Origin of the sequence: Ramlibacter sp. (genome assembly GCF_036383835.1) — a bacterium.
Lineage (GTDB): Bacteria > Pseudomonadota > Gammaproteobacteria > Burkholderiales > Burkholderiaceae_C > Ramlibacter.
The window spans coordinates 1-25,886 of the sequence record NZ_DASVNN010000003.1 but is presented as its reverse complement, the minus strand read 5'-3'; the positions used below and the strand labels follow the sequence as shown (position 1 = coordinate 25,886).

The window sequence follows — 25,886 nt, the reverse complement described above, 5'->3', positions numbered from 1 at the left end:
GAGGCGCCGTTGGATATCCTGCACCTCGCGGCGCCTTGCCGCAACGTGCCGGTCACCTTCACGTTAGAGCTCACGAACATCCATGAGATCTGCGCTGATCCTCATCCTCGTTGCTCTGATCGCGTACCAGGTGTACGCCACCGCCCGTGTGCTGAGCGCTCGAGAGTACTCTCGGGCGCAGAAGCTCGTTCAGAGCATCATCATTTGGGCGATCCCCGCTCTGGGCGCGCTGTTCTGCCACATCTTCCTGATGATGGATCGTGCAGGCGCAAGGCCCCGCGACAATCGGTTGGTCCCTGACGCTGGATACGGCCCCGAAGGCCCTGGCGACCATGGACATCATTGAGCAATGCGCCGCGTGAGCCCTAACAGGTCGGTCGACTCGGACACGTTGCGGCAAGGGGCCGAACAGTGCCGTTAGAAATCTTGCACCGTGCGGCCCCTTGCCGCTGGGTGCGGGTCACCTTCACGTTATACCTTGTCGGAGCCGCCGTGCTTGACCAAGCGTACGAATAAGCGTACGATATTCGATCATCGGAGAGTACCCCATGGCAAACCCTGTCACCGCTAGTGAAGCCCGCGCCAACCTGTACCGGCTGATTGACGAGACGAACGAGTCGCATCGGCCTGTGTTGATCGCTGGAAAACGCAGTAGCGCCGTGCTGGTCTCGGCCGAGGATTGGGATGCGATCCAGGAGACGCTGTATCTCTTGTCCGTCCCTGGCATGCGTGAATCGATCAAGAAGGGCATGGCTGAGCCTCTGGAGAAGAGCGCCAGAGAAGTCAAGTGGTGAAGTGGCAGGTCGTCTTCGCCAAGCATGCCCTGAAGGATGCAAAGAAACTCTCAGCGGCTGGTCTGAGGGAGAAGGCGGAGGAATTGCTGGAGGTGTTGGCGCAGGACCCATTCCAGAACCCACCTCCTTACGAAAAGCTTGTTGGAGACCTGGAGGGCGCGTACTCCCGGCGCATCAACATCCAGCACCGGCTGGTGTACGAAGTCTTCAAGAAGGAACGCACGGTTCGTGTCCTCCGGATGTGGACTCACTATGAGTGACGCGAGGCATAACAGGTCGGTCGACTCGGACAAGGAGACATCGCGTGACACTGGAATGGAAACACTCCGCCGATGGACTCGACTGGGAAGAACTGTCGGCCCTGTATCGGGCGGCGCCACTGGGCGAGAAGAAGCCGCTTCATCTGCAGAAGGTCTTCTCAAACAGCATGTTTCAATGCTTCGTCTACGAGAACAAGAAGCTGGTGGCGGTGGGTCGTGCGCTCGCAGACGGTGCGGACTGCTCGTACATCTGCGACATTGCGGTCTTGCCGAGCCATCAAGGCACAGGCCTTGGCAAGCAGGTTGTCAGCCAGTTGGTTGGAATGTCACGCGGTCACAAGAAGATCATCCTGTATGCGGTCCCTGGCAAAGAGCCTTTCTACCGGAAGTTTGGCTTTTTGCGAATGAAGACTGCTATGGCCCTCTTCGAGAATCAGCAGCAGCAGGTGGAGCGTGGCTACTTCAGTGAAGCCTAGCGGCACAGGCGAAGCCAGAACGACGGAGGCGCCGTGCGCGTGATGTCTAACAGGTCGTTCGACACGGACACGCACCGGCAGCGTCAGACCGCAGCAGGTAGCGCATGCGACGATCGAGAAGTACCCTTGCATCATGCAAGTCGCAACCGGCACCGTGGTGAATGGCAAGATCGAGCTCAGGGAGTAGCCCTCCCTGAGGTGCCGTCGTTGCTGTTTTACGTTAGACCGCACAATCCGGTGCTGCTCCATGCCAGTTGATCTATCACCTCGCCTTGCCGCAGTCGTGGACGCGTTGCCCTTGAAGACGGGCATGCGTGTTCTGGAAATCGGCTGCGGCCCTGGCGCAGCAGCTCGGGCGGTTGCCCAGCGTGTTGGAGGAGGCCACGTACTCGGCATCGACCGCTCCGAGAAGGCGATCACCCAGGCCCTAGCGGGATCCGCGGCAGAAATCGCTGCGGGTAGCCTGAGCTTTCGCCTCGTGGCAGTTGAAGACTTGGAACTTGCTCCGGGCGAGGAACCCTATGACATTGCGTTCGCCGTTCGGGTTGGGGCGCTGGATGGACGCCATCCGGAGATCGAACAGGCAGCAATGGTCCGTATCGCGAGCGCCCTGCGCAAGGGCGGGCGTCTGTTCTTGGACGGCGGCAGTCCGCTACGGGAGGTTCGAGTTGGTGCGGCCTGACAGATCGGTCGACTCGGAAACGTTGCGACAAGGGGACCTTCCCTCCGAGCATCGCGGATATGTGCAGATTGCAAGTGCCGCGGAGAGAACGCGACGGAGCCGGGTGCGTGTGCGACGGTTGACCCTGCACCGCCTCGTCCCCGGCGTCGGGCACGCGTACTGGCGAGAGTTCGCCCGAGCGGGCTAGCCGGGCGAGATTGAGGCAGTCGCACACGATGTGCAGCTTTCGCCCGAGGCTGATCTGGCGGCGCAAGGCCTGGGCACCGCCTCGCAGCCGCCCGCCACCGTGGCCAGGTGCTGCACGTCGGCATTGCGTGGCGCGTCGCAAACACCCATGTCGATGCTGTCCTTCTGGACATCCAATCCAACATACAGAGTGCTAGATTTGCGCATGGCTCGCCTCCTTGACGAACTTGCAGCCGCTTCGACGGACTGCCTTGTGGCTCGGCACACCCTAGGTGCGCAACCCACGATAGTCATGGAGGCGGGCCTCCCCAAAACGGCAAGCCATCTTGTCCGGACCGCATGAGCTTCCATGTCTACGTATCACGGCCAGGCTTCAAGGACGAGCCTATCTCGGAGGCCGAGTGGTTGGCGGCCGCAAGCAGTTGTGCGCGCCTCTCAGTTTTGGAACACGTGAATCGACGCGGGGTGTCGCAGCAGCGCGTGACTCTGGTGGGGACTCGCAAACCTCTTTGGCTAACCCCGTACGGTCTCATTCATGCGCAGGATCCTCCGGAGGAGTTGGTCGAAGCCATGTTTGAACTCGCGGCCTCGCTTGGCGCCGGCGTGTACAGTGAAAGGCTCAAGCGCTACGACTCCGTGGAAGACTGGAAGGCAAGGACGCTCCGGTTTCGAGCTTCTCGGGAGACCGCCCGAGAGAGAGCCAAGGGCCAGAGGAGGTTACGGATTGCCTTTTGGTCGCTTCTCGTTCTCCTCTCGCTATCGGCGGGCTGGCTCCTGGCCGAGTACAAGGGGGCACTTGGACTGCACTGCAGTTCGATGCTGCATTGCGGATGTACTCGTCCCTGCTGAAGCGGTGACGTCTAACGAGTCGGTCTCCTCACGTCAACGCGATCAGAAAACGCCATGCCGTTCCGCCTCAGCCTCTTCCGCGCCGTCGAGGGACTTGGGCCCATGCGTACCTGGGATCGCGAGCACCGCGAACCGCTAGGCAGCCGGGAGGAGGTCAGAGCTGACCTCGAACGTGTTCTGTCGGGACTCCGCTGGAGGAGCTCGGATCGTATGCTGTTTGCCTCCGGCCCTTTTGACGGCGACGAGCATGCGTTTGAAATTTCGCTCTTCGGCCGGCCGAACGAGACCTTGATGGACATCGATGTCTACTCTCGCCCTCCAGCGATCCGGGCGATCATGTCGGGACTCGGCCTGAACTACTGTTATGCGCCGGAATCAGACGAGCTCTACTTCCCTTTCGAAGCAGACGATGGTGCTGATTGGAGTTCTCACCATGAACTCGGCAAGGAGGGGCATGACGAAGCGAATCCTGGATAGGGCAGCGCAGCGCGCGCGAGGCGAGCGGGGCTGACAAGCGTCGACCCGGACGCCCGTCGCAGAGCACCCATGCCGCGACAGGCGTACCGGAGATCGTTCGTTTCAGTTCCGCCAGGACAACGGACACCGCAGTGCGCGTCTGACAATCACAACCGACGTCCCTCGAATACGGGAAGAGGCTCAGAGCGGCTGGTCATCGCGCGGGATGGGCGCTGGCTGCCGTCGGCGCATTCGGTTATCGTGGCTCCAGTTCGTGCCCGAAACACAGATGTTCATCGCACTCAAACGACGGATCGCAGGCGTCTCCAAGCGGGTCGCTGAGGGACTGCTGGCCTTGCGGTCGGGCGCGGAATGAAATGGCGGAGCCGTGATCACCATCCTGACCATTGCGCTGATCGTGCCTGCATGCCTGGCGCTCGCGGTTTTCCTGGCGCATCGGCTGCAAGACCGCATGCGCACGGAAGTGCTCAAGTGAGCGCTATCGCCGGCAAGCCGGCTTGCGGCATTCGCTCGTGACGTTTCGCCGCGAGACGTTGACCGGGAACCCGACTGAACGCATGGACTATCGAATCTGGTTCGCTGCCGTCGGCATCGCATCCACCCTCGTGATCTGGGGCCTTCACCGGGCCGGGCGGAGGAGGGCGAACGCGCACCTCATCGCCCACGGCGAACTGGCGGAGGCGCAGGTGCTGAAATGTGAAGTCCACACCGGGCGCTACGCCTCCACCGAGGTCACGTACACGTACTTGCCCAAGGGAGCACGGAAGCCGTTGACCGTCACGCGCAGGCTCGATGGCGGCGTGCGGATGAACGTCGGCGACCGGCTTCCCGTACGGTACTTGCCCTCGCATCCCTTCGTTTCGATACTCGTCGGGCATGAACATCGTCACGATGGTTCCTAAAGTCCCGACTTTCGAAGGGGACGCGGGATGCGAAGGGGCCGCGTCCACGCCGCGGAGTCTCAGGCTCGATCCGAAACACCACGCTCGTCGGTCCTCCCCCACCACTCGTCCTCCCCCCTGTTGCGCATCAGCGACCTGCTTATTGCCTCGCCGCTACGCCTGGCCGTAAGCTTTCGCCGTACACAGGGAGGTTGCACATGGGCAATTGGTCCGAGTATTACCAGGATGTCCCCGAGGAGAAGGCGGCCAACTACGTGAACCGCCGTTTCGATCCGCAGGCGGCCGAGGCCCTGCGCGCGCGCAACCAGCGCGTGCTGCAGCCGGCGCTGGGCCAGGACGGGATCCGCACGATCGCGCAGCAGCACCGGCCGAAGGACCGCCGCTGAACGAAGCCGGCGCGCAAGCCTTGCGCGGCGAGATCCTCGCCGCGTTCGCAGGTGTTGCCAGGCCGGCGCAGGATGCCATCGCGCCGCACCGCTGCTGCGAGTGCGACACGCTCGCGGCGGACCTGTTTCCGCACGCGGCGACCGCGCTGCCCGACGACGTCCTGCGCGGCCACGTCTGGGACTTGCCGCTGCTTTCCGACGCCGCCAAGCAGTACTACCTGCCGGCCTGGCTGCTGCACGCGCTGGCCGACGATCGCTCCGACGCCACCGACGCGCTGGTGTTCGCGCTGGATGCGGACCATCGCTGGAAGCCCGCCACGCCCTACACAGCGGAGCAATGGCTCGCCATCGACCACTGGCTCGCGTTCATCCGGGAGGGCGTCGACGAGTTCTTCCAGCCGGACATCGACCGCGTGCGGGCCAAGCTGCCCCGGTAGCCGCCGCTAGGTGCGGATCACGGCGATGTGTTCGGTGCCGCTCTCCGGGAGCCACACCTCGCCCTTGCGCCCCAGGATCTGCCGCACGTTGGCGCTGTCGCGCTGCATCGCGTGGCGCTCGAACTTCTCGCCGCGCGGGTCGAAGGACCACACTGCGTTGCCGCCGAAGTCGCTGCACCAGACGGTGTCGCGCTCGTCCACGTACACCGCATAGACCTGCGGTCCGTTGCCGGGCACGCGCCACGCGCGCCAGCTGTTCGCCGACGGATCGTGCATCGAGAGCTGGCCGCTGTTCCACTCGGCCACCCAGATGCGGCCGCGGCTGTCGCTCCAGACGCGCCGCGCGCCCTGGCCACGCGTGGGCGGCTCGACGACGCGCGAGTCTCCCGTCCTGCGATCGATCTGCGCGATGAAGGAACCGGCCAGCGAGCACCACCAGACCTCGCCCGCGGGCGTGGTGCAGATGCCGTACGGTCCGCGGCCGCGCGGCGCTTCCTTCACCGTGACCTGGCCGGTGCGCACGGCGAGCTTGCCGACCCAGCCGGCCTGCCCGGTGAACCACAGGTCGCCGTCGCCGTCGAAGGCGCAGGTGTTGAGGTTGGCGTGGGGCGTGGCCGGCGGCAGCGGATGGACCGTGACGGCGCGCTGCGGCCAGGTCACGCGCACGATGGCGTTCTGGCCGCCGTCGGTGAGCCAGGCCGAGCGGTCGGGTCCCTGGATCACGCTGTGCGGCGACGAGCCAGTGCCGAGCGCGACGAGCTCGGTACGGCCGGTGCCCGGCTCGAACCAGCCCAGGTGGCCGCTGGCCTGCGCGCTGAACCACACGCCGCCGTCGGGGGCGGGCGCGACGTCGTGGATGCCGGTGCGGCGCGAGGTCGCGAGCTTCCACGACTGCATCGTGTTGGCCGCATGGGCCGGGGGAAGGGCGGGCAGGGCGGCGGCCGCGAGCGCGGCCAGCACGGGACGCCGGGTGAGCAGGGGAAGGGACATGGCGGGCTCCTGCAGTGGCCGCGCCATTCTGCGCGCCGCCCGCCCGGCCCTCAAGTGACCGCGAGGCCCGTGATCTCGACGACCGTTTCGCCGTCGGCGGTCTGGGCGCGCCGTCCCGCGGTCGCGCTGTCGCCCAAGGTGCCGGCCATGGCTTCGGAGGCGACGAGGCGCCAGCCGCTGCCCGAAGCGAAGGCTTCCAGCGTCCCCGCGGTGTCCATGGTGGCGCCGGGCACCAGCGCATGGCCCTGGTCGCCGTGCAGGCCATCCGTATTGGCCACCAGCGCGACGGGGCCCTGGTGCAGGGCCACGGTCACCTGGCGGTCGCGCGGCGCGCCCTTGAGGAAGGCGAGCGCCGCGCGCAAGACGCGCACGGCCGCCGGCGTCGTGAGGCTGGACGCATCGCTGGAAAACACGCCGACCAGCAGCGGCCCATAGGGCACCACCTGCGTGGCGCCGAACAGGTAGAAGGCATCGCGCGCCGCCTGCTGTGCCTGCTTCACGCGCTCCACCAGGTCGGTCTGCTGGGCCCGTCCGCCGGCGCCCAGCACGTCGGCCACCAGCACGAAGGCGTTCTCGTAATGCAAGTCGCTGGAGGCGTTGGCCTGGGTCCAGCGGGCGTTGATCTCGCGCTGCAACTGGTGCTCGTAGCGCCGCGTCAGCGTCTCCTTCTGCTCTTCCAGCGCGCTTTCCACCGCGCCGGACATGGAGCTGCGGAAGGCTTCCTCCTGCCCCTGCCGCCGTGCCAGCACGGCGTTGATCGCCTCGCAGAGCTCGTCGGGGCGGTAGGGCTTGGTGAGGTAGTCGTCGGCACCCGCCGTCATGCCCTGCCGCATGTGCTTGCGGTCGGACATGGCGGTGAGCAGGATGAAGGGCACCGTCTTGAGCTGCGGGTCGTTGCGCAGTTCGGCGACGACTTCGTAGCCGGTCATGCCCGGCATCATCACGTCGCAGACGATCACTTCCGGCAGCTCTTCGCGCGCGGCGGCCACCCCGCGGGGGCCGTCCGGGGCCTCGCGCACCTCGTGGCCCGCCTTGCGGAGGGCAAAGCTCGCGACGAAGCGCTGTGCGTCGTCGTCTTCGATCAGCAACACCTTGGGCATGGGGGCATTGTCCCAAAAAAGGAAAGCGCCGCGGGCGCGGCGCTTTTCGGAAGCCCTGGATCCCCGCCTCCGCGGGGATGACGGAAGGGTCAGTCCACGTTCCACATCTCGCGGGCCGTCTCGATCACCAGCCGCAGCTTGTTGCGCTGGTCTTCCACCGCGATGTTGTTGCCGTGGACGGTGCTGGAGAAGCCGCACTGCGGCGACAGGGCAAGCTGTTCCATGGGGGCGTACCGGGCGGCCTCGTCGATCCGGCGCTTCAGGTCGTCCTTGTCTTCGAGCTGGCCGAACTTGGTGGTCACCAGGCCCAGCACCACCGTCTTTCCCTTGGGCAGGTAGCGCAGCGGGCGGAAGTCGCCGGAGCGCGCGTCGTCGTACTCCATGAAGTACGCGTCGATGTCCATCTCCTTCAGCAGCGCCTCGGCCACCGGCTCGTAGTTGCCGGCCGCGGCGTGGGTGCTCTTGAAGTTGCCGCGGCACAGGTGCATGGCCAGCAGCATGTCCTGCGGCTTCTGCGCGACCACCTTGTTGATGAACCTGGCGTAGCGATGCGGCAGCTCGTCGGGGTCGTCGCCGCGCTGGCGGGCCGCTTCGCGCATCTTCTCGTCGCACAGGTAGGCCAGGTTGGTGTCGTCCATCTGCACGTAGCGGCAGCCGGCGTCGTGCAGCGAGCGCAGCTCGTCGCCGTAGGCCCTGGCCACGTCGTCGTAGAAGACCGGGTCCAGCTCCGGATAGGCGTCCTTGCTGATGCCGGCGCGGCCGCCGCGGAAGTGCAGCATGGTGGGCGAGGGGATCGTCACCTTGGGCGTGCGGCCCAGGGCCACCTGCGACGTCAGGTACTCGAAGTCGGCCTTCTGGATGTCCTTGGCATGGCGCACCTTGTCGATCACGCGGATCACGGGCGGCGCGAGCTCCTCGGTGCCGTCCGGCTTGCGGATCGTGACCGGGATGTCCGTCTTCACGCCACCGAGCTGCTCGAGGAAGTCGATGTGGAAGTAGGTGCGGCGGAACTCGCCGTCGGTGATGCTGTGCAGGCCGACGTCCTGCTGGAACTTCACGATCTCGGCGATCGCCTGGTCCTCCACCTTGCGCAGCTGCCCGGGCGTGATCTCGCCCTTGGCCTTCTGCGCGCGGGCTTCGAGCAGGGACTGCGGGCGCAGGAAGCTGCCGACGTGGTCGTAGCGGGCGGGGAGGTGCATCATGGTGGGGTCTCTCGGTGAGGGTTTGAATGGTATTCGTCATCCCCGCGCAGGCGGGGAGCCAGGGCTTTCAATGCGGATGCCCTGGATTCCCGCCTTCGCGGGAATGACGGCGGTCACAGATCGAGCACCAGCAACGGACTCCTCGCCCGCGAACAACACGGCGTGAACTGGTCCTGCTTCGCCTTTTCCGCGTCGGTGAAATACAGGTCGCGGTGATCGCATTCGCCCTGCAGCACGCGCGTGATGCACGTCCCGCACACGCCCTGTTCGCACGACGTCATGATCTCGATCCCGTGCGCCTGCAGCGCGTGCACCACCGACAGGTCCGCCGGGACGTCGTACACCTCGCCGCTGCTGGCGATCTTCACCTGGAAGGCGCGGTCGCCGTGGGTGTCCTGCGGTTCGGCGCCGAAATATTCGAGGTGGATCTGCTCCTTGCTCCAGCCCAGGCCTTCCGCCGTCTTCAGCACGAAGGCGATGAAGCCGGTCGGGCCGCAGATGTAGACGTGCGTGCCGGCTTCGGGTGCGCCGAGCGCGCGTTCCAGGTGCAGCTTCTGCGAAGGCGGCCCGTCGTCGAAATGGAACTTCACCCGCTGCGCATACGCCGACGCCGCGATCTCGTCGCGAAACGCCGTGCGTTCCCGCGACCGCGTGCAGTAGTGCAGCGTGAACTCCGCGCCGATCGTCGACAGCCGCTGCGCCATCGCCAGCAGCGGCGTCACGCCGATGCCGCCCGCGAACAGCAGGTGCCTGTCCGCGTGCACCAGCGGGAAGTGGTTGCGCGGCTCGCTGACCAGCAGCGTGTCGCCTTCGCGCACCGTGTCGTGCATGCCGGTGGAGCCGCCGCGCGAGGCGGCGTCGCGCAGCACCGCGATGCGGTAGCGGTGGTTCTCCGCCGCGTCGTTGCACAGCGAGTACTGGCGCGTGGGCCCGCCCGGCACCTGCACGTCGATGTGCGAGCCGGCGCTGAAGGCGGGCAGGGCGGAGCCGTCGGGCTTCACCAGTTCGAAGCTGGCGATGTCCAGCGCTTCCTGCTTCTTGCCCAGGACCTTGACGGCGATCTGCGTCATGGCGTCAGGCCACCAGCCGGCGCGGATCTTCCGCGGCGACCTTGCGCTCGATGATGCGGCGCGACTGCACTCCGCCGGCGTCGATGTTCAGCATCAGCAGCCGGCGCCCGGGATGCCGCTGCAGGTTGCGCTGCTGCGCCTCCAGCACCGCGGTGTCCTCGGCGAACACCCTGGCCTGGCCGTCGCGGATCTGCGCGGTGAGGTTGGTGTCCTTCACGGCGAAGTTGCGCGCCATGCCCCAGAAGTACCACATGCTCGTCCCGGTTTCCGGGGTGAGGAAGTCCACCACGATGGAAGACACCTTGTCCTTCGCCGGTGCGTCGTAGCCGCCCTTGCCGGCGTGGGCCACGCCCACTTCGATCATGACGTGGCTCGGCGGATGGAAGTGGCACACCTGCCAGCGATCGACCGGCACGTCGTCGGCCAGGCCGTTGCCGCGCAGGTTGGCGCGCCAGAAGGGCGGGGCCATCACGCCGTGCATGAAGCGGCTGGTGATGACGTGCTCGCCCTCGGTCTTCGTGGTCACCGGCGCCTCGTCGATCTCCTTCTGCCCGATGCTGCCGGTGTGCACGTAGGTCTCGTGCGTCAGGTCCATCAGGTTGTCGACCATCAGGCGGTAGTCGCACGCGATGTGGTACAGCCCGCCGCCATAGGCCCAGTCGGGACTCTCGGCCCACGCGAGGTGGTGGATCGCCGCGGAGTCGGCCAGTTCCGCCTCGCCAGGCCATACCCATACGAAGCCATGGCGCTCCACCACGGGATAGGCATTGATCGTCGGGAAGCCCTGCACGCGCTGGCCGGGCATGGAGACGGTCTTGCCGTCGCATCCCATCACCAGGCCGTGGTAGCCGCACACCAGGTTGCCCTCGCACACCGAGCCGAGCGACAACTGTGCGCCGCGGTGCGGGCAGAAGTCCTCCACCGCCGCCACCTGGCCGTCGCTGCGGCGGTAGAAGGCGATGCGCTCGTTGCAGATGGTGCGACCCAGCGGCTTGTCGTCGATCTCGTCGGGCGTGCAGGCGACGTACCAGGCGTTCTTGGGGAACATGGAGAACTCGAAGGCGGCAAGAGGCGCCGATGATAGGCAAGGGCCTTCGCGCTGTATACATCGATGATTCAGGGTTAACCCTGAGCTACTTCGTGTTTGCCTCTGGAATCCGCGATTGACGATGGCCCGCTGCTTCGCTCTAATCGCCCGCAATGTATACAGCAGACCCTTCATGAGCGCCCGCCTGCCCCTCGCGCCGCAGGACGAATCCGGCGGCTCCCAGGCCGTGAAGGCGCAGCTGCGCCTGCGCGAGATGATCCTGTCGGGCGACTTGCCCGGTGGCTCGCGCATCGCGGAGCTGGCGATCGTCGAGCGCCTCGGCGTCTCGCGCACGCCGATCCGCGCCGCGCTGATGCGGCTGGAGCAGGAAGGCCTGCTGGAGGCGCTGCCCAATGGCGGCTATGCGGTACGCACCTTCTCCGAGCGCGACGTCGCCGATGCGATCGAGCTGCGCGGCACCGTCGAAGGTCTCGCCGCGCGCCTGGCCGCCGAGCGCGGCGTGGAGCACGCGGTGCTCGCCGAGGCGCGCGCCTGCCTGGAGGAGGTCGATTGCCTGCTGGAACAACCGGCGCTCGACGACGACGCCTTCACGCAGTACGTGCGCCTGAACCAGCGCTTCCACACCCTGCTCGCCGAGATGGCCGGCAGCCCGGTGCTGGTGCGCGAGCTGGAGCGCGTGGTGAGCCTGCCCTTCGCCTCGCCTTCGGGCTTCGTGGTGGTGCAGGCCAATTCGCCCAAGGCGCGCGACATGCTGGTGGTGGCGCAGGACCAGCACCGGCAGGTGCTCGACGCGATCGAAGGGCGCGAAGGCGCGCGGGCCGAAGCGATCATGCGGGAGCACTCGCGCCTCGCGCAACGCAACCTGCGCGAGGCCGTGCGCGGCCCGCACCCGGAGCGGATGCCGGGCGTGCGCCTGATCCGCCAGCGCGGTTGAATGCACCGATCGCGATCGCCGTGGGCGCGCTATTGCAGATGGCTATAACTGCTAGAGTTCCCGCCGGGCTTGCGCGCGCGAAGCGCGCCACCAGAATCCGCAGCAAATTCAGAAGGAGACCGTCGTCATGCAGAAAAGAACCTTCCTCCACGCCGCCATGGCTGCGGGCCTGCTGGTGGCCAGCGGCCTCGGCCTGGCGCAGGACAACGTGTTCAAGATCGGCCTGGTCCTGCCGATGACGGGCCAGCAGGCCACCACCGGCCGCCAGATCGAAGCGGCCGCCAGGCTGTGGATCGCGCAGAACGGCGACACCGTGGCCGGCAAGAAGATCCAGCTGATCGTGAAGGACGACACCAGTGTGCCGGACGTCACGCGCCGCCTCGCGCAGGAACTGGTGGTGAACGAGAAGGTGAACGTGCTGGCCGGCATGGGCATCACGCCCTCGGCGCTGGCCGTCGCGCCGATCGCCACGCAATCGAAGACGCCGCTGGTGGTGATGGCCGCCGCGACGTCCAGCATCACCGAAGCCTCGCCCTTCGTGGTGCGCACCTCCTTCACGCTGCCGCAAGCCGCGGTGGCGATGGCCGACTGGGCGCCGAAGAACAACATCAAGACGGTCGTCACGCTGGTCACCGACTACGGTCCCGGCCTCGACGCCGAGAAGTTCTTCAAGGACCGCTTCCTGTTCAACGGCGGCAAGGTGTCCGAGACGCTGCGCGTGCCGCTGCGCAACCCGGACTTCGCGCCTTTCCTGCAGAAGGTGCGCGACCTCAAGCCCGACGCGCTGTTCGTGTTCGTGCCCTCGGGCGCGGGCGCCGCGGTGATGAAGCAGTTCGGCGAGCGCGGCATGGACAAGGCCGGCATCCGCCTGATCGGCACCGGCGACGTGACGGACGACGACCAGCTCAATGACATGGGCGACGTCGCGCTGGGCGTGGTCACCTCGCACCACTACTCCACGTACCACCCCTCCGCGGTGAACAAGAAGTTCGTGGCCGACTTCCAGAAGGCCAACAAGGGCCTGCGCCCGAACTTCATGGCCGTGGGCGGCTACGACGGCATGCGCGTCATCTACGAAGCGCTGAAGAAGACCGGCGGCAAGGGCGGCGGCGAAGCGCTGCTCGGCGCCATGAAAGGCCAGATCTTCGAAAGCCCGCGCGGCCCGGTCTTCATCGACGCCCAGACCCGCGACGTCGTCCAGAACATCTACCTGCGCAAGGTGGAGAAGAAGGACGGCCAGTTGTGGAACGTGGAGTTCGACGTGATCAAGGACGTGAAGGATCCGGGCAAGGCGAAGTGAGGTTCAGCGTTGGGCGTTCAGCGTTGAGCGTGGACGCCGACGGCTGTTCCCCGCTGAACGCTGAACGCTGAACGCCCAACCTCCAGATGCTCACCATCCTCTTCGACGGCATCGCCTACGGCATGCTGCTGTTCGTGCTCGCGGTCGGGCTGGCCGTGACCATGGGCCTGATGAATTTCATCAACCTGGCGCACGGCGCGTTCGCCATGGCGGGCGGCTACATCACCGTGCTGCTGATGCAGCGGCTCGACGTGCCTTTCCTGGTCAGCCTGCCGGCCGCCTTCCTGGGTGCGGCGCTGCTCGGCGCGGTGCTGGAGCGCACGCTGTACCGGCCGCTGTACCGCAAGCCGCACCTGGACCAGGTGCTGTTCTCGATCGGGCTGGTGTTCATGTCGGTGGCGGCGGTCGATTACTACGTCGGTTCGACGCAGCAGATCATCCACCTGCCGCAGTGGCTCAAGGGCCGCACCGAGATCGGCTCGCTGGGCATGGGGCACTACCGCCTGTTCATCATCGCGGTGTGCGCGGCGCTCACGGTGGGACTGCAGTACATCCTGGCGCGCACGCGCTTCGGCAGCCGGCTGCGCGCCTCCGTCGATGACCAGCGCGTGGCCGCCGGCATGGGCATCAACGTCAACGTGGTGTTCCTCTCCACCTTCGCCTTCGGCTCCGGCCTGGCGGGGCTGGGTGGCGCGCTCGGCGCGGAGGTGCTGGGACTCGACCCGTCCTTCCCGCTGAAGTTCATGATCTATTTCCTGATCGTGGTGGCCGTGGGCGGCACCTCCTCGATCACCGGTCCGCTGCTGGCGGCGCTGCTGCTCGGCATCGCCGACGTGGCCGGCAAGTACTACGTCCCGCGGCTGGGCGCCTTCATCGTCTACGCGCTGATGATCGTGATCCTGCTGTGGCGGCCCAACGGCCTGTTCGTGCGGCAAGGGGGCAAGGCATGAGCGGAGCGCAATCGACGCTGCTGCGCGCCAGCCGCATCAAGCCCTGGGAGATCGTGTTCTGGCTGGCGGCGTTTGCGGTGCCGGCCTTGCTGCCCTCGCATGCGCTGATCGTCAACGAAGTGGCGATCGTCGCGCTCTTCGCGATCTCGCTGGACCTGGTGCTGGGCTACAGCGGCATCGTGTCGCTGGGACACGCGGCCTTCTTCGGCTTCGGCGCCTACACCGCGGCGCTCCTGTGCAAGCACGTGACGCCGGATCCGCACATCGGCCTGCTGGTGGCGATGGCGACGTCCGCCGTGCTCGGATTGCTCGCCAGCTTCACCATCCTGCGCGGCACCGACCTCACGCGGCTGATGGTGACGCTCGGCATCGCGCTGATCCTGTTCGAGCTGGCCAACAAGCTGGACTGGCTCACCGGCGGAATGGACGGCATCCAGGGCCTCATGTTCAAGCCGGTGCTGGGGAAGTTCGAGTTCGACCTGCAGGGCCAGGTCGCCGCCTACTACTCGCTGGCCGTGCTGGTGATCCTGTTCTTCGTGGCGCGCCGCATCGTCCACTCGCCCTTCGGCGCGACGCTGAAGGCGATCCGCGACAACCGGCTCCGCGCGATGGCGATCGGCATCCCGGTGCATGCGCGCCTGATCGCCGTGTACACGATCGCCGCGGCGATCGCTGGCGCCGCCGGCGCGCTGTTCACGCAGTCCTCCGGCTTCGCCTCGATCGACGTGTTCGAGTTCCACCGCTCCGCCGACGTGATGCTGATGGTGGTGATCGGCGGCGTCGGCTGGCTCTATGGCGGCGTCGCCGGCGCCATCGTGTTCAAGCTGATGCAGGACTTCCTGTCGCAGATCACGCCGCAGTACTGGACCTTCTGGCTGGGGCTGTTCCTGGTCGTGCTGGTGCTGGCGGGGCGTGACCGATTGCTGAAGCCCTGGACCTGGTTCCGGAGGAGCGCATGAGCGAGATCGTGCTGTCCTGCCAGGGACTGGTGAAGAAGTTCGGCGGCATCACGGCCACGAACAACGTCTCGCTCGACCTGCACCGCGGCGCGCGCCACGCGCTGATCGGCCCCAACGGCGCCGGCAAGACCACGCTGATCAACCTGCTGACCGGCGTGCTCGATGCCACCGAAGGCCGCATCGCGCTGGAAGGCCGCGACATCACCTCGCTCGCCCCGCACCAGCGCGTGCGCCGCGGCATGGTGCGCACCTTCCAGATCAACCAGCTGTTCGCGTCGATGACGCCGCTGGAGACGCTGGCGCTGGTCGTGTCGCAGCATCGGGGGCAGGGCGCGCGCTGGTGGCAGCCGCTTGGCAAGGATGCGGCGGTGGCGGAGCGCGCCCGGCAACTGCTGGAACAGTTCCATCTCGCCGAAGTCGCCGGCCAGAAGACCGAGCACCTGGCCTACGGCAAGCGCCGCCTGCTGGAGATCGCGATCGCGCTGGCCTGCGAGCCGCGCGTGCTGCTGCTGGACGAGCCCGTCGCCGGCGTGCCCCCGGGCGAGCGCGAGGAGCTGCTGCAGACCGTCGCCGCGCTGCCGGCCGACGTGTCGGTGCTGCTGATCGAACACGACATGGACCTCGTCTTCAGCTTCGCCGACCGCATGACGGTGCTGGTGAACGGCGCGGTGCTCACCGAAGGCTCGCCCGGCGAGATCGCCAACAACCCGGAGGTGAAGGCGGTGTACCTGGGCCATGACGACACCCACGCGCACGCGACTGCGGAGGCCGCCCATGTCTGAGCTGCTGCAGGTCGAGAAGCTGCGCGCCGGCTATGGCGAGGCAGTGGTGCTGAACGACGTCTCCTTCGCGCTGGGCGAGGGCCAGACGCTGGCGCTGCTCGGTCGCAACGGCACCGGCAAGACCACGCTGATCGACACGCTGGCGGGCGCCACGCGCCAGCATGGCGGCACGATCACGCTCGGCGGCGTGCCGCTGCACAAGCTGCCTTCGCACGAGCGCGCCGCGGCCGGCATCGGCTGGGTCCCGCAGGAGCGCAACATCTTCAAGTCGCTCACCGTGCACGAGAACCTCGCCGCGGTGCAGCGTCCCGGCCGCTGGACGCCGGAGCGCGTCTACGAGATGTTCCCGCGGCTGGCCGAGCGCAAGGGCAACCTGGGCACGCAGCTGTCCGGCGGCGAGCAGCAGATGCTGGCGATGGGCCGCGCGCTGGTGGTGAACCCCAGGCTGCTGCTGCTGGACGAACCGCTGGAAGGTCTCGCGCCCATCATCGTGCAGGAGCTGCTGCGCGCCATCGCCCGCATCACGCGCGAGGAAAAGCTGTCGGCCATCATCGTCGAACAGCATCCGCAGGCGATCCTGGCGATCTCCGACCGTGCGATCGTGCTGGATCATGGAACGGTGGTGCATGCCGACACCGCCGCCGCATTGCGCTCCGCGCCCGAGCTGCTGGACCGACTGCTGGGTGTGGCACGATAGGCGGATGAACCGCAATCGCAGACTGGCCATCGGCGGCGTGATCGCCGCCATCGGAATGCCGTGGCTCGCCGCGCAAGGCCAAGGCAACTGGCCGAACAAGCCGATCCGCATCGTCGTGCCTTTCGGCGCCGGCGGCGTCGCCGACCTCACGGCGCGCGCCGTGGGGCAGAAGCTCTCGGAGCAGCTCGGTCAGAGCGTGGTGATCGACAACCGGCCCGGCGCGGGCGGCATCACCGCCGGTTCGCTGGTGGCGCAGGCGGAACCTGACGGCTACACGCTGCTCCTCATGAGCAACGGCACCGCGGTGAGTGAAGGCCTGTTCAAGAAGCTGCCTTTCGACGCGCGCAAGGACTTCGCGCCGATCTCGCTGCTCGGCACCTTCGACATCGCGCTCGTCGTGGCGGAGAACTCGAAATTCCATGCGCTCGGCGACCTGCTCGCGTATGCGAAGGCCAATCCCGGCAAGCTGAACATCGCGACGGTGGCGATCGGCAGCACCCAGAACCTGGCGGCGGAACTGTTCAAGTCCACCGCGGGCATCCAGGCGCAGACCGTCCCCTTCAACGGCACGCCGGCGGTGATCACCGCGCTGCGCGGTGGCGAAGTCGATGCCGCGGTGGAGATCCTGGCGCCGATGCGGCCGCAGATCACGAGCAAGGCGCTGCGCGCGCTGGCGACCTTCGGCGACACGCGTCCCGCGGGCCTGGCGGACGTGCCGACGGCGGCGGAATCGGGCGGGGTCTTGGCGAAGTTCGAGGTGTCGTCGTGGAACGCCCTGGCCGCGCCGGCCAAGACGCCGTCGCCGGTGGTGCTGCGGCTGAATGCGGAATTGAAGAAGGCGCTGGCGAGTGCGGACCTGAAGAAGAAGCTCGCCGACCAGAACGTGGAAGCGCGCTGGAGCACGCCGGAGGACCTGGGGAACCTGTTGTCCAGCGAGATCCGGCGCTGGAGCGACGTGATCGCGCGGGCGAAGATTCCGCGGCAGTAGGGCGTCGGGGTTCGGCGAACCGGACGCTTCGCCATTCGCGGCAAATGTCCTGTCTCATGGTGCAGAATTCGGGGATGCCTCGTTCAGCTGCGGACCGCGAAGTAGAGATTTCCCAGCGCATCCTGAAGCACTGGCATCACGCCGTCCCCAACGACCGGATGGCGCACCTTGTGAAGGACGCATCGCGCAGCTTCCTGCGCTCCTTGCAGGCGCGCCTGGCTGCGGAACGGGTCTCGCTCGGACACTGGGCCTTCCTGCGCATCCTTTGGGAGCAGGACGGGCTGACGCAGAGGGAATTGAGCCACGAGGCGGGCGTGATGGAGCCCACCACCGTCGTGGCCCTGCGCGCGATGGAGGAGCTCGGCTACCTCACGCGAGAGCGGCTCCCGGAGAACCGGAAGAACATCTACGTCTTCCTCACCACGAAGGGCAAGGCGCTCAAGCGCAAGCTGGTACCGATGGCCGAGGAGGTCAACGCGGTCGCCATGCGCGGGCTGAAGGAAAGCGAGATCGAAACGACGCGACGCTGCCTGCTGGTGATGCTGGACAACCTCGCGCGCGACGAGGCGCTCGGCCCGGAGCCGCAGCCGGAGGCCTGAATCCCCGGTCCGTGACGCGCATCGGGAGATCGACCGCGCTCACGGCCTCGGCCCGTCCACTGTCAGGGCGACAAGCCTGAGTACCAGGGGGCGCGTGGCCAGCACGCTTGCAAATGCCACCGGCCATGCGACGGCGTAGTTGCGCAGGACGCGCAGCAGGAACCCACCATGCAGCCCCGTGTTCATCGCCGTCATTGCGACGCTCATCACGAACGCGACGAGCACCGACATGAAGAAGGCAAACACCACCGGTGTGAAGCGCGCCGGTACCTTCCAGGTGGCTGGGCATCTCGCCTTGGACATGCTGGATGCTCAGCCCGTGACGCGCATCGAGAGATCGATCGCGCGCACGTCCTTGGTCAGCTTGCCGATCGAGATGCGGTCCACGCCGGTGCCTGCGATCTGGCGTACCGTCTTCAGATCGACGCCGCCGGACACTTCGAGGACAGCGCGCCCGGCGTTCAGCGTGACCGCGGCACGCACGTCTTCCATGCTGAAGTCGTCCAGCAGCACGTTCGTGGCGCCGTTCGCCAGGGCGGTGCGCAACTCGTCCAGGCTTTCCACTTCGATCTGGATGTCCACACCGGACTGGAGCGCGCGTGCCTGTGCGAGCACGGGCCCGATCCCGCCGGCTGCCGCGATGTGGTTCTCCTTGATCAGGATGCCGTCCCAAAGCGCCATGCGGTGGTTGCTGCCGCCTCCCACGCGCACGGCGTATTTTTGCGCCTGCCGCAGGCCGGGCAATGTCTTGCGCGTGTCCACGAGTCGGCAGCCTTTCGGGTTCGGGGAGGCGCCGGCAATGGCGTCCACGTATTCGCGCGTGCGTGTCGCCACGCCGGAGAGCATCTGGAGGAAGTTGAGCGCCGCGCGTTCGGCGCTCAGCAAGGCGCGGGCGTTCGCCTCGAGGGTGCAGACGACGGTCCCGGTCGCGACGGCATCGCCTTCCTCGCAATTCCAGTGCACGCGCGCCGCCGCATCGAGCGCCAGCAGGCAGTCGTCGAACCAGGGCCGGCCACAAATGACAGCGGCTTCCTTGGCCACCACCTGGGCGCGAGCATGATGCTGCTGCGGCACGAGCTGTGCGGTCCAGTCCACGCGGCCGATGTCTTCCGCGAGCGCGTCACGCACGTTGCGGGCGCGAGTGAGCTCCAGGGTTTCGTTCTGTTCGAAGTTCATGCGTTCAAGGATACGTCACGGTTCTCGCGCGCGGATTCGAGGATGGCAAGGCACACCTGCAGGGTGGCGCGGGCCCAGGGGCCGTCGTGCAGCGGCGCCACGCCGTCGCGCAGGGCGGCCACGAGCTCGTCGATGACCTCGGACCGCGGAACCGCAGGCGGGGCCAGGGGCTCGTGCTGCTTCGTATCGTCGCCGTAGAGGCATACGCCATCGGGCAGCGGCCGGACATCTCCGCGCTCGCACGAGACGACGATGGGCCCGAAGTGCTGGTACCAGGCCGTCGAGGCAGCGGCGGGCGGTTTGTACGAAGGCCCGCCGTACGTGCTCTCGTTCTTCAGCCGGGCCTCTTCCCCGGGAGTCCCGATCTGCCGCAGGCGCCTGCGTGCGCCTCCGTGCTCGAACGGGTTCTTGGCATGGCCCATCTCGCCGGTCCAGTTGCACCACTCATCCGAGTCGAAGTGGCCATAGCCGCTATACGTGAGGGAGGCGAAAGCGCCGTTGGCGAACCACAGGAGCACCGAGTAGGCGCCTTCCGTGTTCCGCTCGGCGTCCCATGCCCCGGTCACCGCCCGCACCCGAATCACCTCGCTCCCGCCCAGCAAGCGGACGACGTCGACCTGGTGCGCCGCCTGGCTGAAGACCACACCGCCCCCTTCGGCGGTTCGCAATTCCTCGGGCCGACGGGGCCGATACAGGAAATCGGTGTAGTTCAGGGCGTGGATCATCCGCACGCGACCCAGCGTGCCCCCTTCGATGATGGCACGAGCCCGCAGGTACGGCGCGTCGAAGCTGTGGCAGTGCCCCACGATCAGGCGCACGTCCGCTTCGCGGCACTGCCGGATCATCGCGTCGCACTCGTCGAGGCTGAGCGCCATCGGCTTTTCCAGCAGGACGTGCTTGCGGTGCGCCGCCGCGATGCGCGTGTGCTCCGCGTGGAACTGGTGCGGGCTGGCGATGTAGAGCGCTTCGATGGACGGGTCGCGCGCGAGTTCCTCGAGCGTGCCGTAGGCAGGCGCGGCGAAGTCGCGCTGGAATTGTTCCCGCGCGGTGGCACGCGGGTCGCACGCGCCGGCGAGTTGCACGCGCTGGTCGGCCAGGAATGTGGGCAGCATGAGCGTGAAGGCCCGCCCCAGCCCGACCACGCCCAAACGGACCGGTGCGCTGCTCACAGGTCGATCACCAGGCGTTCGCCCTTGGCCCGCGAGACGCAGATCATGATCTGGCTTTCCATTTCCTCCGGATACAGGACCATGTCGCGGTGGTCGGCTTCTCCCTCGAGCAGGGCGGTGCGGCACGTGCCGCAGGTTCCGCTCTCGCAGGAAGACGCCGCATCGCAACCGTGCTCGCGCAGCACCGACAGGATGGACTTGCCCACGGGAACCTGGAATTCCCGCCCTGACTTCGCCAGCTTCACCTGGAAGGGCTTGTCGTCGGCCTTGACGCCGCCGCCTTCGTTGAAGCTTTCGAAATGGATGTTGCTGCGAGACCAGTGCCCGCTCATGTCCCGCACGGATTCCATCAGGCCCTTGGGGCCGCAGCAGTAGACATGCCCCGCGTTCGGCTTCTCCAGCACCGGCCAGAGGTCGTAGGCACGCTCGGGGTCGCCCAGGTCGTGGTGGATCACCACGTTGCGCTTCAGCGCCGGCTCCTTCAGCTCCTCGAGGAAGGCCGTGGTTTCCGGGGAGCGCGTCAGGTAGTAGAGCTTCCAGGATGCCGGGGGCAGCTCGCCGAAGGAACGGATCATCGACAGGACCGGCGTGATGCCGATGCCGCCGGCGATGAACACGTACGAGCGGGCGTTCTCCACGAGCGGGAAAGCGTTGTCCGGCACGGACGTGGGCAGCGTCTGTCCGAGCTGCACTTCGTCGTGCATGCTGAGCGAGCCGCCCTGGCCGCCGTCGTCGCGCTTGACGGCGATCACGTAGCGGTGGCGTTCCGCCGGATCGTTGCAGAGGGAGTACTTCCGCAGCAGCCCGTTGGGCGTCTGCACCTTCACGTGCGAGCCTGCCGTGAACGGGGGCAGCTCCGATCCGTCGGGTTGCACCAGCTCGAAGCTGCGGATGCCCTCGGCGACATCGGTGATGGCGGCCACGCGCAGAGGCATCTGCGTGTCGGCATGGGTCTGGAGGATCATGGCGGAGGCTCGGGCAAGGTCGTCCGTGCGGGCGACCTTGCGGTCAGATGCTATAGCTCTCGTACGTGGACGGATGGAACAGTTCTTCCACGGCAACCTGCCGCGGCGACAGCCCCTGCGAATGGTGATGGCGCACGAAGGTCTCCAGCGTACGGCGCGCCGGGCCGACGCCATAGGACCAGTAGTCCTCGCCCATGGTGTCGCGAGCGGCCTTGAGCTGCTCCTCGACGAAGGGCAGGGTCACCTTGGTGGCCGAGGTGTCGGACAGCAGCTCCAGCGCGGCGGCCTTGGACTGGTTGAACGCCTTGAACACGGCGTTCGGAAGCCAGGGATGCTGGGCGGCCAGCTCCTTGCGGATCGCGACGATGTGCATGATCGGGAACACGCCCGTGCGCTTGTAGTAGTCCTTGGCGACGGCCGTGGGGTCGTCGAACAGCCAGCGGATGTTCGGGTTCTTCTGCAGGATGTGGCGGCTCGGCGGGCGCGGGCCCATGAAGGCGTCGATCTCGCCGCGATCCAGCAGCTCGGAGATCGTGGTGCCCTCGGGCGCGGCTTCCACCCTGACGCCGGGCGGCAGGTCCAGCTTGATCTTCTCCGGGCGGCCGGGAGTGTCGATGCCGCCGCGCACCCAGGTCATGTCCTCCGGGTGGATGCCGTAGTCATCGGCCAGGATGGCGCGCGCCCAGACGTTGGCCGTGAGCTGGTACTCGGGCAGGCCGATGCGCTTGCCCTTCAGGTCCTCGGGGCGGGAGATGCGGTCGCGGCGCGCATACAGCGAGGTGTGGCGGAAGGCCCGTGAAAGGAAGACCGGCACCGCGATGTAGGGGCATTCGCCGCGCGAGTGCTTCACCAGGTAGCTGGAGAAGGACAGCTCGGTGATGTCGAAGTCGCGGCTGCGCATCGAGCGGAAGAACATCTCCTCCGGGTTCAGCAGCATGTAGACGGGATCGACGCCGTCGATCTGCACGCGCCCGTCGAAAAGCGCCCGGGTGCGGTCGTAGTCGCCCATGGCGACGGAGAGCTGGAGCTTGGACATGGATGGCTGCCTCAGGCGTTCTGCACGGAGTACGACGGTTCCATTTCCCCGGCATCGTCCGCGCCGCCGGCGAGCACGGGGCGAATCGCGAAGTCGCGCCAGTCGGTCGTCTTCGGGACGATGGCCTGGAACGAGCACACCGTCCGCGGGATCGCAAGTTCGCCGGTGCCGATGACGGGACCGCCCCGTTGAAAATTCCTGACGGCGTCGATCATCTGCTTGCGGAATTCCACGATCGCCAGGTCGCTGGCGCCCAGGCGCTCGTGCGTGCGGTCGGCGATCGTGCCCATGGTCACCCACATCGCGATGTCCTGGTTCGGGAAGCCGGTGATGCCGGTGAAGTTGCCCGCCTTCATGGCCTGGCGGTCCTGCCAGAAGCGGTTGTCCTGGTTGCGCAGTGGGCGGTAGTACGCGTCGAGGTCGACGCCGACGGTCTGGCGCAGGAACTTGCGCCAGGTTTCCGTCTCGGGCGTCTGCGCCGGATCGCCCCAGGCGATGAAATAGAACGCCGTGCTGGTGTCGTCCATTGGAACGTTCACGTTCGCCACGTTGTACAGGTTGTTCGGCGGGATCAGCACGGAGTAGGGCGCCACGAACACGGTCGAGCGCACGTAGTCCCTGGTGGTGGCGTCCTTGATGGGACGGCGCAGGGCGGCGTAGCGGAAGCCGTAGCCGGCCTGCTGCACCTGCAGGCGCGGCGCCTTGTCGGTGGAGGGCCGCAGCCACAGCTTGTCCGTCGCGCCGGCGCTGTCGACGCGCGCGGGGACCATGTCGGAGGAGTGCAGGCTGGAGCTGTGCGCGGAATCGATTGCGCCTTCCAGCACCTGCGCCCAGTTGCAGGGCAGGATCGCCTTGGCGATGCTCACGCGCACGTTGGCCGTCGGCGCCCAGGGCGGCGGCGTGAATTCGGGAACGGAATCCGCCGCGCCGAACCAGGCCCAGACCATGCCGCCCCACTCCTTGACGGGATACGCCTTGTGCTTGGTCTTCTCCGCCAGGCCGCTGGAAACCGGCTCGGAGACCATCTCCAGCACGTTCCCGTCCACGTCCATCTTCCAGCCGTGGTACAGGCAGCGCAGGCCGCCTTCCTCGTTGCGGCCGTAGACCAGCGACGCGCGACGGTGCGGGCACGACTCGTCCAGCACGCCGACGCGCCCGTCGCTGTCGCGAAAGACGACCAGGTTCTCGCCATAGACGCGGGCCTTCACCGGCGCGCCGTCAGCTTCGCCGACTTCCTCGCCCAGGCACACGGGAGTCCAGTGGCGACGCATCATCCGCCCCATCGGGGCATCGCCCTCCACGCGGCACAGCAGTTCGTTCTCTTCGTGAGTCAACATGATCTCTCTCCAGGGATTCCATCAGGCTGCCGCGGCGGCCGGCGATTCGACCTTCCTGCGACGCAGCACCACGGGCTTGCCACCCAGGGTCTTCTTGCACATCCAGTGCGCCAGCGCGGAATCCAGGTAGTCCGCGTGGCCGGGGAACCATTCCGTGAGCGCCCGGGCCAGCCGCCGCGCCGCTTCCACTTCGCCGGCGGCTACCTTGCGTCCGACGCCGTCCATGCTGGCCAGCACGGCCGCATGTTCGTCGCGGTGGCATCCGGCGGCCGGAAATCCGGTCTCGTCCATCCAGCGCTCCTCCGCGGCAAAGTGCTCGCGCGTGTGCGCGTGCACGGCGGCGAGGGCTTCGGCGACGGCGGCGTCCGGTGCGGCCAGGAGCGCGTCCACGAGCGCCAGGAACTCTTCGTGCGTCGCGTCCATCGGCGCGAAGCCGAGCCGCAGGTCGTCGCGCCAGGTCGCGGCTTCCGGGGTCTGGGGTGGGGCTTGCATGGTTCGAAAAACTTAGGAGGCTAAGTATAGTGGCGCGAAAACGGGGCGTCCATGCCCCGTCGCCGGCCGTTCGCGAATTATTCCGGCTTCAGGCCGGCGTGCTGCGCCGCTCCGGCGACACGCTGCATCTCCGCGTGCAGGGCGACCGAGGTCTGTTGCACGGAGGCTCCGACCGGGTCGACGCCCGCCTTGGAGAGCTGTTCGACCACCTCGGGCATCTTCACCACCTTCGCGATCGCCGCGTTGACCTTGTTGATGGCCTCGGCGGGCGTGCCGGGCTTGGCGAGGACGACCACGTTGAAGGCGAAGTCGAAGCCCGGGATCTTCTCGGACAGCGCGGGTACATCGGGCGTTTGCGCGGACCGCTTCGCGGAATTGATCGCAAGGAGCTTCGCCTTGCCGTTCTTCACGAATCCCATCAGCGCCGGCGGCGAGCCGAGGATCATGTCCACCTGGCCGCCGATCATGGCGGGCACGGACTGTCCGCTGCCCTTGAAAGGCACGTGCGTGAGCTTGATGCCGAGGCCTTGCTGCATGGCTTCCGCCGTGAGGTGGTGGATGCTGCCCAGGCCGGCAGAGCCGTAGTTCAGCGATCCCGGCTTGCTTTTCGCGAGCGCGACGAGTTCGTCCAGCGTGTTGGCCTTGACGTTCGAATTGACGGCCAGGTACAGCGGGGCGATCCCGACCAGCGAGACAGGCACGAAGTCCTTCTGCGCATTGAACGCGGGCTTGGCGGTGACGAACGGCGGAATGGCGAGCATCGGTCCATCCGTCACGATGAACGTATAGCCGTCGGCGGGCGCGTTCGCCAAGGCGGCCGCGGCCACCGCGCCGCCCGCGCCCGCCTTGTTGTCGACCACGAATGCCTGGCCCAGCGTTTCGGTGAGTCGCTGGCCGATGATGCGCGCCACGGTGTCGGGCAGCCCGCCAGCCGCGTAAGGCACGACCAGTCGCACCGGTTGCGACGGATAGCTCTGGGCCATTGCGCTCGGCAGAGCGCCGAGTCCGGCGGCGGCAAGAGCGACGGAGAGGAATGTGCGGCGGACGAGGCGCATGAAGGGGTTCCTTGTGGCGTGAGGTAGCTCTGCACGGCGCGCCGGCAGGTGCGGTGCGAAAGCGGTCAAATGCTTCGACGTCTAAGTATATTTGACGTGGATCAAAAGCCGATCCATCTTTTGATCAGGGTTAGTACGCATTCGAAGCGACTGACGCGCGTTCCTCGTCGGCCAATGACCCTCTACAGGCGCGAAGCGTGCGGACGCACCGTCTTCGTCGCCGGCTTCTTCTTTTTCTTCGCCAGCAGGCCCGGCAGCGTCAGCCGTGGATCGTCCACCACCTTCGCCTTCGCCGCCGGCGCCTTGAACTTGATCGGCGCCAGTCCGATGCGCACGTCCACCGTCACCACGCCGGCCGCATCGATCCTGATGTTGGACAGCCGCACGCCCGAGGGTGGACCTTCGGGGAAGCTGGTGCTGATCACGCCGGCATCGAGCAGCTTCGTGGTGTTGCTGCTGCCCGGGAAGGGATCGCCGTCGTCGCCGTTGTTGCCGTCCTTGCCCGCTTCCAGGTGGTCCATGCCGTCGGCCTGCACCAGCATCATTCCGGGACGCGCCGGCGCTTCCTGTTCCTTCGACAGGTCCACT

Annotated in this window: 31 protein-coding genes; 17 read left to right on the top strand and 14 right to left on the bottom strand. The window is 67.0% G+C overall.

The window, feature by feature from the left end; translation table 11 throughout:
- The first annotated feature begins 82 nt into the window (after nt 1-82).
- From VF522_RS00540 to VF522_RS00500, 9 genes are all read left to right on the top strand, one after another.
- Nucleotides 83-346, top strand: a complete 264-nt coding sequence (locus tag VF522_RS00540; RefSeq protein WP_330906240.1) for a hypothetical protein — start codon at nt 83-85, stop codon at nt 344-346.
- A gap of 202 nt (nt 347-548) precedes the next feature.
- The gene (locus tag VF522_RS00535) at nt 549-794 is read left to right on the top strand and encodes a type II toxin-antitoxin system Phd/YefM family antitoxin (RefSeq protein WP_330906239.1); all 246 of its coding nucleotides are present in this window, start codon (nt 549-551) and stop codon (nt 792-794) included.
- Nucleotides 791-1,054: a Txe/YoeB family addiction module toxin gene (locus VF522_RS00530; RefSeq protein WP_330906238.1), complete on the top strand. Its 264-nt coding sequence runs from the start codon at nt 791-793 to the stop codon at nt 1,052-1,054. The genes VF522_RS00535 and VF522_RS00530 overlap by 4 nt, the downstream gene beginning before the upstream one ends.
- A gap of 44 nt (nt 1,055-1,098) precedes the next feature.
- Nucleotides 1,099-1,530: a GNAT family N-acetyltransferase gene (locus VF522_RS00525; protein WP_330906237.1), complete on the top strand. Its 432-nt coding sequence runs from the start codon at nt 1,099-1,101 to the stop codon at nt 1,528-1,530.
- 247 nt (nt 1,531-1,777) lie between these two features.
- Nucleotides 1,778-2,212, top strand: a complete 435-nt coding sequence (locus VF522_RS00520; protein ID WP_330906236.1) for an SAM-dependent methyltransferase — start codon at nt 1,778-1,780, stop codon at nt 2,210-2,212.
- Between the two features lie 1,089 nt (nt 2,213-3,301).
- Nucleotides 3,302-3,724 carry a hypothetical protein gene (locus VF522_RS00515; RefSeq protein WP_330906235.1) on the top strand — a complete coding sequence of 141 codons (423 nt, stop codon included), beginning with the start codon at nt 3,302-3,304 and terminating at the stop codon, nt 3,722-3,724.
- A 557-nt stretch (nt 3,725-4,281) separates the two neighbouring features.
- On the top strand, nt 4,282-4,626 hold the full coding sequence (locus VF522_RS00510; protein ID WP_330906234.1) for a DUF3592 domain-containing protein: 345 nt from the start codon (nt 4,282-4,284) through the stop codon (nt 4,624-4,626).
- Nucleotides 4,627-4,823: 197 nt separating this feature from the next.
- Nucleotides 4,824-5,012: a hypothetical protein gene (locus tag VF522_RS00505; protein WP_330906233.1), complete on the top strand. Its 189-nt coding sequence runs from the start codon at nt 4,824-4,826 to the stop codon at nt 5,010-5,012.
- A gap of 20 nt (nt 5,013-5,032) precedes the next feature.
- Nucleotides 5,033-5,449, top strand: a complete 417-nt coding sequence (locus VF522_RS00500) for a hypothetical protein (protein WP_330906232.1) — start codon at nt 5,033-5,035, stop codon at nt 5,447-5,449.
- Between the two features lie 6 nt (nt 5,450-5,455).
- On the opposite strand, the gene VF522_RS00495 is transcribed toward VF522_RS00500, so the two are convergent.
- From VF522_RS00495 to VF522_RS00475, 5 genes are all read right to left on the bottom strand, one after another.
- Entirely contained in the window at nt 5,456-6,439 is a 984-nt protein-coding gene (locus VF522_RS00495) for a virginiamycin B lyase family protein (protein WP_330906231.1), read from the bottom strand.
- A 50-nt stretch (nt 6,440-6,489) separates the two neighbouring features.
- Complete coding sequence (locus VF522_RS00490) at nt 6,490-7,539, bottom strand: response regulator (protein WP_330906230.1); 1,050 nt, start codon at nt 7,537-7,539, stop codon at nt 6,490-6,492.
- An 89-nt stretch (nt 7,540-7,628) separates the two neighbouring features.
- Nucleotides 7,629-8,741 (bottom strand): 5-methyltetrahydropteroyltriglutamate--homocysteine S-methyltransferase, encoded by a 1,113-nt coding sequence (locus VF522_RS00485; protein WP_330906229.1) that lies wholly within the window; start codon nt 8,739-8,741, stop codon nt 7,629-7,631.
- A 113-nt stretch (nt 8,742-8,854) separates the two neighbouring features.
- On the bottom strand, nt 8,855-9,811 hold the full coding sequence (locus VF522_RS00480) for a PDR/VanB family oxidoreductase (RefSeq protein ID WP_330906228.1): 957 nt from the start codon (nt 9,809-9,811) through the stop codon (nt 8,855-8,857).
- Nucleotides 9,812-9,815: 4 nt separating this feature from the next.
- A complete protein-coding gene (locus VF522_RS00475) occupies nt 9,816-10,859 on the bottom strand; it encodes an aromatic ring-hydroxylating dioxygenase subunit alpha (RefSeq protein WP_330906227.1) in 1,044 nt (347 codons plus the stop codon).
- A 172-nt stretch (nt 10,860-11,031) separates the two neighbouring features.
- On the opposite strand from VF522_RS00475, the gene VF522_RS00470 reads away from it, so the two are divergent.
- The 8 genes from VF522_RS00470 (at nt 11,032) to VF522_RS00435 (ending at nt 18,068) form a co-directional block, all read left to right on the top strand.
- Nucleotides 11,032-11,793, top strand: coding sequence for a GntR family transcriptional regulator (locus tag VF522_RS00470; protein ID WP_330906226.1), 762 nt, complete (start codon nt 11,032-11,034; stop codon nt 11,791-11,793).
- A gap of 127 nt (nt 11,794-11,920) precedes the next feature.
- Nucleotides 11,921-13,093: an ABC transporter substrate-binding protein gene (locus VF522_RS00465; protein WP_330906225.1), complete on the top strand. Its 1,173-nt coding sequence runs from the start codon at nt 11,921-11,923 to the stop codon at nt 13,091-13,093.
- An 86-nt stretch (nt 13,094-13,179) separates the two neighbouring features.
- Complete coding sequence (locus VF522_RS00460; protein ID WP_330906224.1) at nt 13,180-14,043, top strand: branched-chain amino acid ABC transporter permease; 864 nt, start codon at nt 13,180-13,182, stop codon at nt 14,041-14,043.
- Complete coding sequence (locus VF522_RS00455) at nt 14,040-15,002, top strand: branched-chain amino acid ABC transporter permease (protein ID WP_330906223.1); 963 nt, start codon at nt 14,040-14,042, stop codon at nt 15,000-15,002. The genes VF522_RS00460 and VF522_RS00455 overlap by 4 nt, the downstream gene beginning before the upstream one ends.
- Nucleotides 14,999-15,784: an ABC transporter ATP-binding protein gene (locus tag VF522_RS00450; protein WP_330906222.1), complete on the top strand. Its 786-nt coding sequence runs from the start codon at nt 14,999-15,001 to the stop codon at nt 15,782-15,784. Before VF522_RS00455 ends, VF522_RS00450 begins: the two co-directional genes overlap by 4 nt.
- Complete coding sequence (locus VF522_RS00445) at nt 15,777-16,481, top strand: ABC transporter ATP-binding protein (RefSeq protein WP_330906221.1); 705 nt, start codon at nt 15,777-15,779, stop codon at nt 16,479-16,481. The genes VF522_RS00450 and VF522_RS00445 overlap by 8 nt, the downstream gene beginning before the upstream one ends.
- Before the next feature lie 4 nt (nt 16,482-16,485).
- The gene (locus tag VF522_RS00440; RefSeq protein WP_414709404.1) at nt 16,486-17,469 is read left to right on the top strand and encodes a Bug family tripartite tricarboxylate transporter substrate binding protein; all 984 of its coding nucleotides are present in this window, start codon (nt 16,486-16,488) and stop codon (nt 17,467-17,469) included.
- A 74-nt stretch (nt 17,470-17,543) separates the two neighbouring features.
- Nucleotides 17,544-18,068 (top strand): MarR family winged helix-turn-helix transcriptional regulator, encoded by a 525-nt coding sequence (locus VF522_RS00435; RefSeq protein WP_330906220.1) that lies wholly within the window; start codon nt 17,544-17,546, stop codon nt 18,066-18,068.
- A 39-nt stretch (nt 18,069-18,107) separates the two neighbouring features.
- Here the strand turns inward: VF522_RS00435 and VF522_RS00430 are convergent, their stop codons facing one another.
- From VF522_RS00430 to VF522_RS00390, 9 genes are all read right to left on the bottom strand, one after another.
- Nucleotides 18,108-18,371: a DUF2798 domain-containing protein gene (locus VF522_RS00430; protein WP_330906219.1), complete on the bottom strand. Its 264-nt coding sequence runs from the start codon at nt 18,369-18,371 to the stop codon at nt 18,108-18,110.
- Nucleotides 18,372-18,380: 9 nt separating this feature from the next.
- On the bottom strand, nt 18,381-19,244 hold the full coding sequence (nadC, locus tag VF522_RS00425) for a carboxylating nicotinate-nucleotide diphosphorylase (protein ID WP_330906218.1): 864 nt from the start codon (nt 19,242-19,244) through the stop codon (nt 18,381-18,383).
- Nucleotides 19,241-20,413 carry a Gfo/Idh/MocA family oxidoreductase gene (locus VF522_RS00420; protein WP_330906217.1) on the bottom strand — a complete coding sequence of 391 codons (1,173 nt, stop codon included), beginning with the start codon at nt 20,411-20,413 and terminating at the stop codon, nt 19,241-19,243. The genes nadC and VF522_RS00420 overlap by 4 nt, the downstream gene beginning before the upstream one ends.
- Complete coding sequence (locus VF522_RS00415; protein ID WP_330906216.1) at nt 20,410-21,378, bottom strand: PDR/VanB family oxidoreductase; 969 nt, start codon at nt 21,376-21,378, stop codon at nt 20,410-20,412. The genes VF522_RS00420 and VF522_RS00415 overlap by 4 nt, the downstream gene beginning before the upstream one ends.
- A 43-nt stretch (nt 21,379-21,421) precedes the next feature.
- On the bottom strand, nt 21,422-22,414 hold the full coding sequence (locus tag VF522_RS00410) for an ABC transporter substrate-binding protein (protein WP_330906215.1): 993 nt from the start codon (nt 22,412-22,414) through the stop codon (nt 21,422-21,424).
- An 11-nt stretch (nt 22,415-22,425) separates the two neighbouring features.
- Nucleotides 22,426-23,751, bottom strand: coding sequence for a Rieske 2Fe-2S domain-containing protein (locus tag VF522_RS00405; RefSeq protein WP_330906214.1), 1,326 nt, complete (start codon nt 23,749-23,751; stop codon nt 22,426-22,428).
- Between the two features lie 21 nt (nt 23,752-23,772).
- Nucleotides 23,773-24,243 (bottom strand): hemerythrin domain-containing protein, encoded by a 471-nt coding sequence (locus tag VF522_RS00400; protein ID WP_330906213.1) that lies wholly within the window; start codon nt 24,241-24,243, stop codon nt 23,773-23,775.
- 77 nt (nt 24,244-24,320) lie between these two features.
- The gene (locus tag VF522_RS00395) at nt 24,321-25,298 is read right to left on the bottom strand and encodes a Bug family tripartite tricarboxylate transporter substrate binding protein (protein ID WP_330906212.1); all 978 of its coding nucleotides are present in this window, start codon (nt 25,296-25,298) and stop codon (nt 24,321-24,323) included.
- A gap of 182 nt (nt 25,299-25,480) precedes the next feature.
- The coding region (locus tag VF522_RS00390) for a hypothetical protein (protein ID WP_330906211.1) at nt 25,481-25,886 on the bottom strand (406 nt) is incomplete at its 5' end.